The 16,940-nt window shown below is 37.9% G+C and carries 12 protein-coding genes; 8 read left to right on the top strand and 4 right to left on the bottom strand.

Going from position 1 to position 16,940, the window contains the following annotated elements; translation table 11 throughout:
* Positions 1-134: 134 nt before the first annotated feature.
* The 4 genes from cls to X953_RS16845 all read left to right on the top strand — a co-directional run bounded on the left by cls (position 135) and on the right by X953_RS16845 (position 5,585).
* Entirely contained in the window at positions 135-1,577 is a 1,443-nt protein-coding gene (gene cls, locus X953_RS16860) for a cardiolipin synthase (protein ID WP_019376712.1), read from the top strand.
* Between the two features lie 122 nt (positions 1,578-1,699).
* Positions 1,700-2,221: an acyl-CoA thioesterase gene (locus X953_RS16855; RefSeq protein ID WP_019376711.1), complete on the top strand. Its 522-nt coding sequence runs from the start codon at positions 1,700-1,702 to the stop codon at positions 2,219-2,221.
* Positions 2,222-2,384: 163 nt separating this feature from the next.
* Entirely contained in the window at positions 2,385-3,809 is a 1,425-nt protein-coding gene (locus X953_RS16850; protein WP_156958512.1) for a sodium:alanine symporter family protein, read from the top strand.
* A 531-nt stretch (positions 3,810-4,340) separates the two neighbouring features.
* Entirely contained in the window at positions 4,341-5,585 is a 1,245-nt protein-coding gene (locus tag X953_RS16845) for an aminopeptidase (protein ID WP_040956611.1), read from the top strand.
* 80 nt (positions 5,586-5,665) lie between these two features.
* Here the strand turns inward: X953_RS16845 and recQ are convergent, their stop codons facing one another.
* Positions 5,666-7,801: a DNA helicase RecQ gene (recQ, locus tag X953_RS16840; protein WP_040956610.1), complete on the bottom strand. Its 2,136-nt coding sequence runs from the start codon at positions 7,799-7,801 to the stop codon at positions 5,666-5,668.
* Between the two features lie 281 nt (positions 7,802-8,082).
* On the bottom strand, positions 8,083-9,387 hold the full coding sequence (gene brnQ, locus X953_RS16835; RefSeq protein WP_040956609.1) for a branched-chain amino acid transport system II carrier protein: 1,305 nt from the start codon (positions 9,385-9,387) through the stop codon (positions 8,083-8,085).
* Positions 9,388-9,720: 333 nt separating this feature from the next.
* Between brnQ and X953_RS16830 the strand changes: the two genes are divergently transcribed.
* Positions 9,721-11,586 (top strand): sodium:proton antiporter, encoded by a 1,866-nt coding sequence (locus tag X953_RS16830; protein WP_040956608.1) that lies wholly within the window; start codon positions 9,721-9,723, stop codon positions 11,584-11,586.
* Between the two features lie 39 nt (positions 11,587-11,625).
* On the opposite strand, the gene X953_RS16825 is transcribed toward X953_RS16830, so the two are convergent.
* The gene (locus X953_RS16825) at positions 11,626-11,805 is read right to left on the bottom strand and encodes an SE1832 family protein (RefSeq protein WP_040956607.1); all 180 of its coding nucleotides are present in this window, start codon (positions 11,803-11,805) and stop codon (positions 11,626-11,628) included.
* A 103-nt stretch (positions 11,806-11,908) separates the two neighbouring features.
* On the opposite strand from X953_RS16825, the gene X953_RS16820 reads away from it, so the two are divergent.
* Complete coding sequence (locus X953_RS16820; protein ID WP_040956606.1) at positions 11,909-12,745, top strand: GNAT family N-acetyltransferase; 837 nt, start codon at positions 11,909-11,911, stop codon at positions 12,743-12,745.
* Positions 12,746-12,793: 48 nt separating this feature from the next.
* On the opposite strand, the gene X953_RS16815 is transcribed toward X953_RS16820, so the two are convergent.
* Positions 12,794-13,876, bottom strand: a complete 1,083-nt coding sequence (locus tag X953_RS16815; RefSeq protein ID WP_040956605.1) for an AI-2E family transporter — start codon at positions 13,874-13,876, stop codon at positions 12,794-12,796.
* A 183-nt stretch (positions 13,877-14,059) separates the two neighbouring features.
* Between X953_RS16815 and X953_RS16810 the strand changes: the two genes are divergently transcribed.
* The gene (locus X953_RS16810; RefSeq protein WP_040956604.1) at positions 14,060-15,802 is read left to right on the top strand and encodes a phospho-sugar mutase; all 1,743 of its coding nucleotides are present in this window, start codon (positions 14,060-14,062) and stop codon (positions 15,800-15,802) included.
* A gap of 274 nt (positions 15,803-16,076) precedes the next feature.
* Positions 16,077-16,859 carry a TerC family protein gene (locus X953_RS16805; protein WP_040956603.1) on the top strand — a complete coding sequence of 261 codons (783 nt, stop codon included), beginning with the start codon at positions 16,077-16,079 and terminating at the stop codon, positions 16,857-16,859.
* Positions 16,860-16,940: the final 81 nt, after the last annotated feature.

Here is a 16,940-nt window from a genome sequence, read left to right as displayed (position 1 = left end):
ATTTATATTCACTCATGTCTCGTTACAACAGTAATTTTTAACATGATTTGATATTGTGTGCTATATTATGGATAATATAATGATGATATAAATTTCATGGCTAGAGAAACCAGGGCCATAAGGGGGATCTTATATTGGGGATACTTTCCTACTTATTAGGGTTTGTTATTTTCTTTAATATTGCACTAGGTATTTCTATTATATTTCTTGAACGAAAAGATGCTAGTTCAACATGGGCCTGGTTAATGGTGTTGCTGTTCATTCCTATTGCAGGCTTTTTCCTTTACTTGATATTTGGAAAACCCATTAGCAAAAGACGTATTTTTACGTGGGATACAAAAAGCCGTTTAGGGGTGAAGGCTGCAGTACAATCGCAGCTGAGGGCATTAGAGGAACAGCGTTTTGACTTTAAAGATAAACAGATTGCTGAGCATGAAGACCTTGTGTACTTACATTTGCGGAATGATGACGCTATTTTTACACAGGATAACAAAGTTAAGATATTTACAGATGGAAAAGAAAAGTTCGATGCCTTAGCTAAAGATCTTGAAAAAGCGACAGACCATATTCATCTATTGTACTACATTATACGTAGTGATGAATTAGGACAACGAATTGCAGACATCCTAGTAAAAAAAGCCAATGAAGGTGTAGATGTCCGGGTTCTTTATGATGATATGGGTTCAAGAAGCTTAAAAAGGTCTTACATCAAACGGTTGAGAGCTGCAGGAGTTCAGGTTGAAGCATTTTTTCCGCCTAAAATACCAAAGATTAATTTTAAGATTAATTACCGAAACCATCGAAAGCTAGCTATTATTGATGGGAAAGTGGGCTATATTGGGGGTTTCAATATAGGAGATGAATATTTAGGGAAGGATAAGAAATTCGGTTACTGGCGGGATACACACTTACGCATTTATGGAGATTCTGTTAATAACATGCAAACACGCTTTATTCTTGACTGGAATCAAGCTTCAAGGAATCATATATTATATGAAGAGCGTTATTACGCCGCAGAACCCGCAGGTGATGTAGGGATCCAAGTTGTTTCCAGTGGCCCGGATTCGGATTGGGAGCAGATTAAAAATGGCTATATTAAAATGATTATGTCGGCAAAGGATTACATTTATATACAAACACCATATTTTATTCCTGATGAGAGCCTTCGAGATGCATTGCGTATTGCAACACTTTCAGGAGTGAAGGTCAAGATAATGATTCCCAACAAGCCGGATCATCCTTTTGTGTACTGGGCGACACTATCGTATATTGGAGATTTATTGAATGCAGGTGCAGAGATTTATATTTATCAGGACGGATTTTTACATGCCAAGACAATTGTGGTCGATGGCGAGATAGCATCTGTTGGAACGGCAAATATTGATGTACGAAGTTTCCGTCTTAATTTTGAGGTAAATGCATTTCTTTATGATAAAGAGGTTGCTGCCAAATTAGAGGATGCGTATAATGCCGATATTCTTCTTTCTACACAAATGACAAAGAAATTATATCAAAAGCGGTCCCTCGGCATTCGATTTAAAGAATCCGTTTCTCGCTTGATATCACCTGTTTTATAAGGTGGTTTTTGGAAGGGATTGTTGATAGGCTTGATTTTACAGTGTAGAATAGTAAGAATTGACAATGTGTATAACGGGAATAAAATAGACCAACATAGAATTTAACAGGAGGAGAAGAAAATATGACAGCAAAACCTTGTTCTAATTCACTTGCAGTAAAAACCTCTCATGTGTTACCACCAGATACAAATTATCATGGGACTTTATTTGGTGGGAAATTGATGGCACATATCGATGATGTGGCAGCAATTGCTGCCGAAAGACATGCAAGAAAGCCAGTAGTAACCGCATCAACAGATTCGGTTGATTTCCTTGCGCCAGTCAAGGCCGGGCATTCAATCTGTGTAGAAGCATTTGTTACATGGACACATCAGACATCAATGGAAGTGTTTGTTAAAGTCGTTACAGAGGATTTACTAACCGGAGACAGAAAAGTATGCACTACTGCATTTATGACGTTTGTTGCTGTAGATGATAACGGAAGGCCTGTATCTGTCCCAGAGGTTTATCCGGAAACAGAGCAAGAAAAGACGCTCCATACACTCGCTCCTACACGTGCGGAGCAACGCAAAGAACGTCGAAAGCAATCAAAGGAACTAGCAGCAACGTTTGGCACCAGTTTTCCTTGGAATAAAGGAGTTTAAAAGCCTAACTATAGGCTTTTTTTCTTTTAAATAACAAGTTATAGAAGAATACCCGAATGTTATAAAAAAAGAGAGAAAGGGTATACATAATTATTATTCGGACTTTTACGTTTGTCTATGATAACAAATATTAATGCTAGGTGATAAAGGAGGAGAAGAGAAAGTGGAACTGTTGGAAAAAATGATTGGTGAAGTTAATGATGTATTGTGGACATATGTTTTAATCGCAGTATTACTTGGTCTCGGTTTATTTTTTACGATAAAAACCGGCTTCGTACAGTTTAGATATTTACCGGAAATGTTCCGTGTTTTAGTTGATAAGCGGACAATAAGTGCGTCTGGCAAGAAAGGGACCTCCGCATTCCAGGCCTTTGCTATAAGTGCAGCATCCCGAGTGGGAACAGGAAATTTGGCAGGGGTAGCGACAGCGGTAGCAGCAGGGGGACCTGGAGCATTATTCTGGATGTGGTTGATCGCATTACTTGGTTCAGCTTCTGGATTTGTGGAAAGTACCTTAGCACAGGTATATAAAGTACCAGAGAAAAATCAATATAGAGGTGGACCCGCTTACTATATGGAAAAAGGGTTAAATAAGCGGTGGCTGGCAATTATTTTTGCTGTTACAATAACTTTTACATATGGCCTAGTGTTTAATTCAGTTCAATCCAACACAATAAGCTTAGCCTTTGCAGGGGAATTTGATATTAATAAAAATATAATCGCATTTATATTAGTTATCTTAACTGCAGTTGTTATTTTTGGTGGATTAAAAAGTATAGCCAATGTTACCCAGTATATTATACCGATTGTAGCCATTCTTTATATAGGGGTAGCTATGTATGTATTAATCGTTAATATTGAGCAAATACCTGATATGCTTTCTCTTATATTCGCAAACGCATTTGGAATTCAGCAGGTGGCTGGTGGTGGCTTTGCTGCAGCTATTATGATGGGAATTAAACGTGGCTTGTTCTCAAATGAAGCAGGTATGGGTAGCGCACCGAACGCAGCAGCTACTGCGGAAGTATCCCACCCGGCAAAGCAAGGACTTATTCAAGCACTTGGTGTATTTTTTGATACGATATTAATTTGTAGTGCTACTGGATTTATTCTTATTTCAGCAGGAGGGTATGAAGGAAGTAAATCAGACGGGATACAGCTCACACAGGATGCCTTCTCCTATCATATTGGTGATTGGGCAGGTATATTTATAGCTGTAGCAATTTTCCTTTTCGCCTATAGTTCAATTCTTGGAAATTATTATTATGGAGAGAACAACATAGGATTTATTAAGGAAAGTAAAATTGCTTTGTTTATTTATCGCTTGGCAGTCCTTGCAATGGTAGTTTTCGGAGCGGTTGCCTCCTTTGATATTGTTTGGAGTCTAGCAGATCTAACCATGGCAATTATGGCATTAATTAACCTCTATGCCATTGCAAAACTATTTAAGGTTGCCAATAAGGTATTGCAAGACTACAGAGAACAACGGAAAGCGGGTAAAGATCCTGTTTTCTATCGAGATAGTCTGGACAATCAAGAAGGTATTGAATTTTGGGGAAGAGATCAAACAACAGAAAAAGAATCCTAAACAAAAGAAGGACTGCCTAATAACAGGCAGTCCTATTATGATTGGCAAAAAAGATAAACACCGACGGATATTCTTGCTCTGCAGCCGATTAACCCCTTCTACGGCGGATACTTTTGCTCTGCAGCTGATTAATCCCTTCTGCGGCGGATATTTGTGCTCTGCAGCCGATTAATCCCTTCTACGGCGGATATTTGTGCTCTGCAGCCGATTAATCCCTTCTGCGGCGGATATTCTTGTTCTGCAGCCGATTAATCCCTTCTGCGGCGGATATTTGTGCTCTGCAGCTGATTATTCCCATGTGCGGTGGATTGCTCCCAAGCTGGTTCGCAGTTTCAATCACTTCTACTCTGCAAAATCGGAGTAGCTGAATCATGGGTTTTATTCTTTAGTAAAAGTGGTTTTGAAGATGTGTAAGCTATCTCATAATTAAAATTGAAAATTTTTCCCAATTTAAGATATGATAGTTGGTAAATTGACAGAAGTATGAAATAATAAATAGAGATAAAATTCTATTTTTTTGGAGGTCAAATCATGGTTAGTCAACAGATACAAGAGAAATATGCAGAGTTAGCACTACGAACTGGTGTTAATCTTCAGGAGAATCAAGCATTAATGATTAATGCACCAATTGAAGGAGCTGACTTCACCAGAATCGTAGCTCGGAAAGCATATGAAATGGGAGCAAAAGACGTTCACATAAACTGGGTAGATGATGAGCTTACCCTGCTTAAATACGAAAACGCACCGGATGAAGTGATTGCTGATTATCCGGAATGGAAGGTTAAATTACATGATAGTTTTGCTGAAGATGGGGCAGCAATCTTAAATATTCGTTCGACGAACCCGGACCTATTAAAAGATATTGATCCATCCCGTGTAGCAAAGGCGAACAAAGCAGCTGCAGAAGCAATGAAGAATTTCCGTAAATATACGATGAATGATAAAATTGCCTGGTCAATTATTTCCATACCTACTGGGGATTGGGCGCAAAAAATATTCCCTGAAAAATCAAAAGAGGATGCCATTGAGAGCCTTTGGGATGCAATTGTCAAGATCGTTCGTGTTGACAAAGAAGATCCTGTTGCAGCCTGGGAAGCACATAATGAGACGTTAAAGACAGCAAGAGAGATATTAAATAAAAAGAACTATAAATTGCTTCACTTTAAAGCTCCTGGAACAGATTTAAAGCTTGAACTACCAAAAGGCCATATTTGGAAAGGTGGATCTGCTGTTACAGAAGGTGGTACTACCTTTAACCCTAATATGCCGACGGAAGAAGTATTTTCCATGCCGCATAAGTATGGCGTAAATGGCACAGTAGCAAGTACGAAACCTTTAAATTATGGTGGAAGCTTAATTGATAATTTCCAGCTTACATTTGAAGATGGAAAAGTAGTAGATTTTAAAGCAAAGCAAGGCGAAGCAACTTTAAAACATCTACTTGACTCGGATGAAGGTGCTCGCAGACTAGGAGAAGTTGCTCTTGTACCGGACGAATCACCTGTGTCCCAGTCAGGCTTAATTTTTTATAATACACTATTTGATGAGAATGCATCCTGCCATATTGCATTAGGAAAAGCTTATCCTACCAATATGGAGGGTGGTTCTTCGATGAGTGATGAAGAATTGGACAAGCATGGGGTAAATGACAGTTTAGCACATGTGGATTTCATGATTGGTTCTAAAGAACTTGATATCGACGGAGTTCATGAAGATGGCTCTACAGAAGCGGTATTCAGAAATGGAACATGGGCATTAAATATAAAAGGTGAATAATTTTATTAAAAAACCCACACGAACAGTTGAAATACCAGTCGTGTGGGTTTTCTTATACTTATATTGATGATCTTGTTTAATTACATTATCTCGTTCTTCACAAGCACTGCCTTTATTTTAGTATAATCATATTCTTCGGGCAAGGCTTCTTTTATCGGCTTTAATTTTGGTTCATCCATTTCATTCCAAACCTTCAACACAGCAGCTTCTTCCTTATCGTTAAAGAAGATCCCCCAAGCAATGGGATATCCTTCGTGAAATGCTTTAAATAAGTGTCCTTCTACTGTTTGCTTGGACATATCCCGAATTACGGCAATATCCTTTATGGATTTTCCGGATTGGAACGACTGGTAGCTAATCATATGACTTGGTCTGTCGTCCGTGATTTTTTTCTCTCTTGGTTTTGGTGTGTCCCCAATCCTTATTTTTTCTTTCACATCAGGGTTGTCTTTCCGCCATACTTGGATAACCGATAGAAAAGCCTCTCCGAATTGTTCATACTTTTTCTCTCCTACTCCTTTAATAGCAAGCATATCCTCTTTCGTTACAGGGAAATAACGGCTTAATTCTTTTAAAGTAGCGTCAGAGAAGAGTACATATGGAGGGACATTTTTTTCGTCAGCAATCCTCTTACGCAGCTCCCGTAATTTTTGAAAAAGATCTTCTTGATAATCCGCCTCTTCTCCAATAGGGAGAGGAGTTGTGAACATCCAAACCTGTCTTTTTCCTTTTAATACTTCTACAGAGTTTTGATTCAGCTTTAATGTTGGGAATCTACTTTCTTCCGTAGAAATTAAATGTTCTGCTATAAGAAAATGAATCCATTCTGTAAGTTCTTTTTCTGTGTATGCAGATAAAATACCGTAGGTCGATATTTTATCTAAACGAAAGTCTTTTATTTTTTTGTCCTTTGATCCTTTTAGTACTTTTGCAGTCATACCTACACCAAATCTCTCTCCCATACGTTTGATGCAGGAGAGAATCATTTGTGCTTCTTCTGTTATATCGCTCTTTTCTTGGCGTTCAACACAGTTACTGCAACGTCCGCAAGCTTTCTTCTCTACCGAATCATTAAAATAATCGAGAATAAAGGTTGTTAAGCATCCATGTGTATGGCAATAATTTATCATTGCCTGTAGCTTGCGGTATTCACCTTGTTTTGCTCCCTCTTCCATTAATGATTGTTCAATAAGGAATTTTTGTAATTGGGTATCCTGTGGAGAGAAGAGAAGAATACAGTCACTATGTTCACCATCCCGGCCTGCTCTGCCGGCTTCCTGATAGTAGGATTCTATATTCATCGGCATGGCATAGTGAATTACATAACGCACATTAGATTTGTCAATCCCCATACCAAATGCATTCGTTGCAACCATAATACTCTTTTCATCATGGATAAAAGCAGATTGAGCCTCTTTTCGTTCCTGTTCTGATAAACCCGCATGGTATTTTGCGACATTTACTCCTCGTCTGGTAAGTTGGTCAAATAAACTGTCCGCTTGCTTACGAGTAGCTGTATAAATAATACCGGACTCTTCTTTATGCTCATCAATAAATGAACGTACATAGGTTGCTTTGTCTTTTCCCTTGACTACATGAAAAGACAGATTCTCTCTTTCAAAACCCGTATTTATAACATGGTTAATATGCAATAATTGTTGTATATCAGAAATAACTTCCTCTGTTGCTGTAGCAGTTAAGGCAACAAAAACCGGGATATTATTCAGCTTTTGCAGGTTAGGAACAATAGACCGATAGCTTGGTCTGAAGTCATGGCCCCATTGGGAGATACAGTGGGCTTCGTCAAAAGCTACAAGTGATAATTTAATTCGTTTTACTACATTAATAAAGTACCCGGAGTCAAAACGCTCTGGGGCCACATACACAAATTTATATCTGCCTGCAGAAATATCTTGTAATCTTGTTTGCTGTTCTGCTGACGAAAGTGAACTATTTATGTAAGTAGCTGAAATACCTAGGGATTGTAAAGCATCTACTTGATCCTTCATTAGGGAAATTAATGGAGAAATAATAATTGCAGTTCCGTTTAAAGATAGCCCGGGGATTTGATAACAAAGTGATTTACCTCCGCCTGTGGGCATAACGGCAAGTGTGTTATTCATTTGTAAAATATGATTAATTGTTTCCATTTGGCCAGGGCGAAACGTTTCATAGCCAAAATATGTTTGCAGTATTTTTTCTTCTTTCGTAGACATTTTTGCACCCCTTTATCATTTCTTATCCTATCATATTTTCATCGTTTATGAGCATTAAGTTATCGTGAAATAAACTGTAAATGTGGCTATTTACCATGTGAGTGTTGGTTTATGGATAATTCACTACTGTGGAGTATTTGAATAATTGTTTTACATATCAGATGTTTTTATAGCGCAGGCGCTTATTGGGTGAGGAGATTCCCTTTGGAGAGTGAGTACATCAACACGGAGCTTTTATTTTTTTTATTTTAATGTAAAAATATAGAAAGCTGAACGTATGCTCAGCTTTCTATGGAGGGTTTAGATGGATTCTTTGTTAGCAAATAGCCGATGATACCACCAATTATCGCAGGAAGCAGCCATCCTAGTCCAATTTGAAAGAAAGGTAGTTTTTCCATTATTGGGGTAATTGCAGACATATCGAATCCAAATTCCGCCATTCCGTCGTAAAGACTGACAATAGCAGTAAATAGGATACTAATTCGATAGACACCTTGGTTGCCATGAAATAACTTGTGTAAAAATGTAAGTAAAATTAATACGATCGCAATTGGATAAAGGAATACCAATACAGGCACAGAGATGCTGATGATCGTGTTCAGTCCCTGATTAGCAATTAGAAAACTTCCTATAGTTATTATAAGTACAAGCCATTGATAAGAAATAGGTGTTATTTTTGCGAAAAACTGACCACACGCTACAATAAGCCCTACGGAAGTAGTGAAACAAGCAAGGGTTACAATAACACCAAGCAGTAGAGCTCCAAGTGTACCAAACATAGAGTTAGCAGCTGCAGAAAGAATTTCCCCGCCATTCGTGTAGGTAGCACTGTTCGCCATTTTTGTGCCAATCCATCCGATGGAAGAATACACGGCGATCAGACCAATACCGGTAATTGCACCAGCTTTTAAAGTAGCTTGTACCAGATCGCTTCTGTTTTCTACCCCACGTTCCTTAAAGGCATTTACCACAATAATCCCAAATGCTAATGCTGCAATAGCATCCATTGTTAGGTAACCCTCCACAAAACCAGTAAATAGAGGAGATTCTTGATATTTGTTAATTGGAGAAGCTTGTGGTGAATCTAACAGAAAGAAGCCACCAACAATTAACCCGACAATGGAAATAAGTAGTATTGGTGTCAAGTACTGACCGATACGATCAACCATTTTGGAAGGGTTTAAACAGACAATGTATACGAATAAAAAGAAAATACTTGTAAATAGTAATAATGCAATAGATGAGGTATCACTATTTAAAAATGGTTCCACGCTCATTTCAAAGCCAACAGTTGCTGCACGTGGAATACCGAAAAATGGACCGATAGCTAAATAAATAACAGAAGTAAATATAATCCCAAAAGTAGGATGCACCCGGTTCGCTAATTCTCTGGCATCGTTTTTAACAAATGCAATTGCTGTAACTGCCAGAATAGGAAGACCGACTCCTGTAATAACAAATCCTATGATGGCTCCCGGGTAGGAAGTGCCTGCTTCCATTCCCAGTACAGGTGGATATATTAAATTCCCTGCTCCGAAGAATAGTGCGAATAACATAAACCCAATAATAAAAACATCTTTATTCATAGTAATGTACGCCTCCTGCGTGTAATAGCAAATACATTCAATTAGCATCATTTTCTATATTATCAGAAAACAAAAAAGTTAAAGTGTTCAGAAATAATAAACCGAAGCGAAACTTATAGTAACAGTAAGTGACATAAGCTGTCAATCTTCTCTGAAATTATTATCTAACATCTTTGTGACAACTTATTAAAGGGGGAAATAGGTATATTGCTGATTTAAGTGAAATAAAGTAGCTTTAACATTTATTTAATGAAAAGATGTGGAGTAATTTGTTTACAATTTCCCCTTCCACATATAGAATGACTTTATATTTAGTTTCATAGGGGGTATGATATGGTACCATCTCTTTTGTTTGAAGTTATGCTCATCGGTCTTTTGGGGATAGGCTCCCAATGGATAGCATGGCGTTATCGGATGCCTGCAATTGTTGTCATGTCCATCACCGGCCTTCTGGCAGGGCCAATTCTTGGTATCCTTAACCCGGAAGAAGATTTTGGTGATTTATATAATCCAATTATATCGGTTGCAGTGGCGATTATCTTATTTGAAGGAAGCTTGAATTTAAGTTTTAAAGAGATTCGTGGTCTTGGTAAGCCAGTTTTTCGTATCTCTACTGTAGGTGCTTTTATTGCCTGGATCCTAGGATCTCTAACAGCTCATTATATTGCTGGTCTTTCATGGGCAGTTGCCTTCATAATAGGTGCCTTGTTTATTGTTACAGGGCCAACAGTAATTATGCCGTTATTGCGACAGTCCAAATTAAGAGCAAGACCTGCCAAGATACTTAAATGGGAAGGAATTATTGTAGATCCTATTGGTGCACTGCTTGCAGTCTTCGCCTTTGAGATTATTTCCTTTATGACAGCAACAGACCCAAGTGGAACGAAATTGGTTCTCTTCTTTACAGCATCCCTATTTGCCGTGATTTTTGGCTGGGCATGTGGTAGAGGAATTGGCTGGATGTTTGAAACAGGGCATATACCGGAATTTCTAAAGTCTCCCGCTGTAGTCATTGTCGTTATTCTATGTTTTACAGGTGCGGATGAAATCATGCATGAAACAGGGCTTTTATCTGTAACTGCAATGGGAATTACATTGGCCAATATGGGAATTAGTTCCATATCAGATATGCGACACTTTAAGGAGAACATCTCCATACTTCTTATTTCTACCATTTTTATTATGTTGACTGCATCTCTACAAGTAGAAACACTACTACAGATTTTTAGTCCACGTATTATAGGATATGTTTTATTAATGATGTTCATTGTTCGACCACTATCTATTTTCCTGTCCACTATAGGAACTGGGATGTCCTTTAATGAAAAAGTATTAGTTGGTTGGATAGCACCACGTGGAATTGTTGCTTTGACAGTTTCGGGATACTTTGCTTCCATTCTTCAGTCTGCGGGCTACGAAGATGCTGAAATTCTAACCACACTCACCTTTGGGCTTGTATTCTTTACGGTAATAGCTCATGGTTTTTCTATTGGGTGGTTATCTAAGAAACTTCATCTCTCCATGGAAGGAAGACCAGGCACGTTAATAATTGGTGCGAATCGTTTTACAGTGGAGCTTGCTAAGACACTTACAAAGGTGAAGATTCCAGTGATTATTGTAGATTCTTCTTGGGAGCGGCTAAGGGCTGTAAGGGAATCTGGAATTAACTTCTATCATGGGAATATTCTTTCTGAACAGACAGAATATAATCTGGATACTATTCCATATGAATATATGATTGCTATGACAGATGACCATGCCTACAATGCATTAGTATGTACGACGTTTATGCCTGAATACGGTAGAACGAATGTATTTAAAATCAGTCCATACACACATTCTGAAGTCAACAATTCAACGGAAATCGTCTCTAAAGTTGGAGGTAGAATTTTGTTTGATAAAAAGTTCACTATGGACGACTTAAATGATAAACTTTCAGGTGGTTATGTGTTTAGACAGACGACATTAACTTCACAGTACAACTATAAGCAATATGTAGCTGATAAAGATAATTCCACTGTATTTCTGTACTTAATTAAGCCATCAGGACAGTTGAAATTCTATTCAGAAGAAATGCGCACAGTTCCATCTGTCGGAGATACAATTATAAGCCTTACACCTCCAAATAAGGAAAAGGCAAAAATAGAAGCAAAACTGGAAAATCAGCGTAATAGCATAAATGGAAATAATAAAAAGTGAAGCCATCACAGGCTTCACTTTTTATTTAGGTTTATTATGTTACTCGTACGCTTCAAGCTTTTTGTTGATTTCTGAGATTTCACCCTCCAGGCGAATTAACTGTGCTTCTGCGGAAGAAACTCTCCCACGGACGTATTCTAATTTATCCATATCGCTTTGGATTCTTACATAATCAGATTTTAATTCATCTAATTTAGCTTCCAATTCTTTTTTTGTCATTCGTTGATCACCTCTGCTTTTAGTTTAGCTGAAATTCCCTTTACAAAACAAGAATATCGGTTACCATTATATAAATACAGGTTATAAATACAGGGGGGATTAAGTGGAAATTAGGTTCATAACATCCGTAAGAGAGTATGCGAAAAAGGTGGAATCCTTATTACTACATAAAGAAGCTTGTAACAACTTAATGCTTGGGTTAATTGATCGGATCTTGAAAAACAGGTCAGATTGCCACCTTGGATTAGTAGAGAACGATAAAGGAGCAATTTATGCTTTTATGCAAACACCTCCCCATAACTGGATTTTAGCAGATGTGGAAAACGTAGATAAAAGTGTAGTACAAGAGATAGTGAGATTTCTTAACAATACAGATATGGACATCCCAGGAGTCTTAGGGCCGGATCTGTATGCATCTTATTTTGTTAAAGAATGGGAGGCCATTACAGGCAAAAAGGCAAACATCCACATGAACGAATTAATTTATCAACTGGACGAGGTCAAAATCACTCCTATTTCTGGAGGTATGTTAGTACCTGCCACTGAAAAGCAATATAATTTACTTGTAAAGTGGCTTATTTGCTTTGGACAGGAAGCGAATGAGGACATTACAAAGTCTTATGCGGAGACACTTGCAAGAAGCTTTATAAAAAATCAATCTGCTTATCTTTGGAAGAAAAACGGTAGATTTGTATCGATGGCTAACAGATCTCGTACAACTAAGCATGGGGCTACGATTAATGCTGTTTACACACCAGATGCTTATAAAAGAAATGGGTATGCTACAGATCTTGTGGCGTCCTTAAGTACTCAATTCCTTGAAGAGGGTTATCAGTTTTGCAGTTTGTATACAGATAAATCAAATAGTACTTCAAATCATATATATCAAATGATTGGGTACTATGAAGTGGGTTCATCTACTGTTTACTCCATGGAATAATAGGAGAGAAAAAGGCTGGGACACAACTAAGTTGTCCCAGCCTTTTTCTTAGATTAATGCATCATTTTTATCTTTTTTTGTATCCTGGTAGGTGTGGTAAAAATGCACAATGATTGTTTTAGCTACTGCATAAAATGGAACTGCGAAGAGAATTCCAAGAAATCCTGCAATACTGCCAGCAGCAAGAATTACGGTGATTACAGTTAATGGGTGAAGATCAAGTGCCCGCCCCATAACATTTGGAGAGATTAAGTTACTCTCAATTTGCTGGGCGGCTACCATGACAATTGCTACCCAAAGTATCATGATCGGTTCCTGAATAGCGCCAACAATTAACGCAGGTACTACAGCAATAAACGGCCCCAGGAATGGGATAACATTCATTAGCATACCAAACAACGCAAGTGTTAATGAATATTTCAGTCCAATAATTAAATACCCAATGAACAGCAACACACCAACAGCAAAGCTGACAATAAGCTGTCCTTGAATAAACGCTGTTAACGTATCATCAATTTTTCCAAGCAAACTCTTAATATTGGATGCCTTTTTTGGTGAAAAAATTCTCGTTACAAATGGTACCAATTTATCCCCATCCTTCAGCATGAAAAAGAGGAAGAAAGGTACTAAAATAAGTCCTGTTAAAATTCCAATAAGCTGACTAATAAAACCAAATACGGAATTCAAAATGTTTTCTACATAGGCTTGAATATTATCCGTGAAGTCTTGTACTGCCTCTAACACTTGGTCTGGAAGAGCAGTATAGTTATTCTGCCAATATGTAATAAAATCTTCTATCATTCCCACCATACCGGGTATGTTGTCAATTAAATTATTAAACTGTGTCTGCGCAATTGGAGCAATGTAATTAATAAACAAATAGACAAGCAGAATAATAACCAGGAAAACAAGTACAATCGAAAAAATCCGATTAATTTTAAGTCGTTCAAACAGGTGCATAAGTGGTTTCGACAAATAGTATAAAATTCCAGCTCCCACTATAGGAAATGCTACCGCACCAAGATATTGAAAAACGGGTGTAAAAATAAATTCCGTTTTAGAAATGAGCCATATTAATAGGAAAACTAATACAAAGAATACTAGTATTTGAAACCAGCGTTTGTTTGCCACATTTACCCCCAACTTTCATAACCATAGTTAATCTTCATTATTATTTTAACGTTAAATCTTCATTATAGGAAGTATTCTTATTATATCCTTCAATAAAAAAACCTAAACTACCCCATTATATAGAATATTATATGGAAATATGCTAGAATTTGACCATATATACATAGTTGTGGAGGTACTAGAATGACTAGTTGGCAAAAGGTGTATGAGAAATGGCTCGGATATCAAAATCTTGATCCTGCACTCAAAGAAAATTTAGAAGAATTAAAAGATGATCATGAAGCATTAGAAGATGCGTTTTATAAGGAATTAACATTTGGTACAGGTGGAATGAGAGGCGTACTTGGGCCTGGTATAAACCGAATGAATATTTATACCATTCGTAAAGCTGTTAACGGGTTGGCTAATTATATTCTTGAAAACACAGTGAACGTTAAAGACCGTGGTGTGGTAGTAGCGTATGATTCACGTTATATGTCTCAGGAATTTGCAGTGGAAGCAGCAAAAGTATTGGGTTCTTATGGGATTAAAGCATATGTATTTGAATCATTAAGGCCGACTCCACTACTTTCCTATGCTGTACGTTACTTAGGAACTGTAGCCGGGATAATGATAACGGCAAGTCATAACCCACCTGAATACAACGGTTTTAAGGTATACAATGAAGACGGGGGGCAAATCACACCAGACCAGGCTGCTGATATTGTTTCTTATATTCAGAATACGGAAGATGAGCTACTTGTTCCTGTAATGGAAAGAAGCGAATTGGAACAAAAAGAACTGCTAAATTGGGTAGGCCAGGAAGTGGACCACGGTTACTTAGAGAGACTTCAGTCCATTACCAAATTGGATGAAGAAGCGCGAAAGAAGGAGAAAGATCTCCGTATTGTGTTTACACCGCTACATGGCACAGCACATGATCTTGTGATGAGCGGCTTGGAACAATTGAACTTCAACAATGTGGAGGTTGTGAAAGAACAGGCAAAACCTGACCCGGAATTCTCAACTGTAGCTTCTCCAAATCCGGAGGAACACCAAGCGTTCACTATGGCAATTGAACAAGGGGAAAAAACAGATGCGGCAATACTACTTGGTACTGATCCCGATGCTGATCGACTAGGTGTGGCAGTTAAAAATAAATCAGGCGATTATCAGGTTTTGACCGGAAATCAACTCGGAGCTCTCATGCTTGATTATATTTTATCCCACAGTGATCCGATGGTGTTAAAAAGTGCACGTATGATTAAAACAGTTGTCACTTCAGAGCTTGGCCGCGCGATTGCAGATGCGTACAATGTTAAAACAATAAATACATTGACAGGATTTAAATATATTGGTGAAAAGATCCATCAATTTGATGCCACGGGTGAAACCTTTGTATTTGGCTATGAAGAGAGCTATGGCTATTTGATCAGCACCTTTGTGCGAGATAAAGATGCTGTACAGGCAGCGGTAATGGCTAGTGAAATGGCATATTATTGGAATGGAAAAGGTAAAACATTGTTGGAAGCCTTAGAGGTATTGTATGAAGAACACGGCTACTATATGGAAGGGATGTCTTCTCTCACATTAAAAGGGAAAGAAGGTACGGAGCAAATTGCAGCAATTATGGAAGCTGTTCGAAATAACCCAATAACGAAAATTGCTGACCTTAAAGTAGAAGTGGCAGAGGATTACTTACAAAGTGAAAGGAAATTTCTAACGAGCAAAGCAGAAGCTGAAACAATTCAACTGCCAAAGGAGAATATGATAAAACTGATATTGGAAGGCGAATGTTGGGTATGCCTCCGTCCATCTGGTACAGAACCTAAAATTAAATATTATTACGGTGTTTGTGGAGAATCAAAACAAGATAGTGAAAGAAAACTAACCTTGATTAAGCATGCCATGGACGAAATGATTGAGCAAATTAGAACAAAAAGATGAATATAGATATTCAAATAAGGGTATCCTACTTAAAAAATATGTAGATCGGTAAGGTCCTTAGTTGACATTTTTTCATTTATAGTTTTTAATTAAGGAATGTAATATTCCTAAAGGGGAGTAGCTGTACAATTAAAGTCGTCATTACGAGAATTTATTCTCCGGCTTTATTGGCAACGGACGTTGTTTGCGAGACCTTTACCGTTAACAGGTAAGGGTCTCTTTTTGGTTCTTACCTGTTGGTAGGAACTTTTTTATATTGAGGAGAGGTTAAGTAATGGGTGCAGATTTATTGTTGGAATACCTATGGGTGCTCGTTGTCTTAGTTGGTTTAGAAGGGCTTCTAGCTGCAGATAATGCATTAGTTTTGGCTATTATGGTAAAGCATCTTCCTGAAAAGCAGCGGAAGAAAGCACTTTTTTATGGACTGGCAGGAGCGTTTGTATTGCGGTTTGGTTCCTTGTTTATCATTTCATTTCTCGTAGATGTATGGGAGGTACAAGCACTAGGTGCCGCTTATCTATTATTTATTTCTATAAAGAATTTGTATGGAAAGTTAAAGTCCGGGAAGAAAGAAGAAGAGGAAGCAGAGGAAAAGGCAAAGGTTGCGAGAGGCAATGGCTTTTGGATGACTGTTTTAAAGGTCGAGTTTGCTGATTTAGCCTTTGCCGTTGATTCAATTCTAGCGGCAGTAGCTTTGGCAGTTGCTCTGCCACCAACAGATCTTGGCCAAGTAGGAAGCCTTGATACAGCACAATTTGCTGTAGTTTTTGCTGGCGGTATGATTGGTCTGATTATCATGCGTTTTGCCGCAAACATCTTTGTTGATTTGCTTCATAAGCGACCAGGACTTGAGATAGCAGCTTTTGTGATTGTAGGTTGGGTTGGAATTAAGTTAGCTGTTATTGTAATGGCACATCCGGATGTAGCTTGGATTCCTGAACACTTCCCACATTCTACAATATGGAAATTAACTTTCTATATTGTGTTAGTAGCTATTGCGGTTATCGGATGGTTTGCTTCTGGGGTAAAAGAGAACAAAGACGAACAATCAAGCTAATAGAAAAACATCTACCTGACAGGTAGGTGTTTTTTTATATAGAACTGCATATGTGTAGATTCCCTTTTCACTGATTTAATT

It is taken from the genome of Virgibacillus sp. SK37 (assembly GCF_000725285.1).
Lineage (GTDB): Bacteria > Bacillota > Bacilli > Bacillales > Amphibacillaceae > Virgibacillus_Q.
Note: the sequence above shows the minus strand (reverse complement) of the source record. Positions and strands in the feature narration are given on the sequence as shown.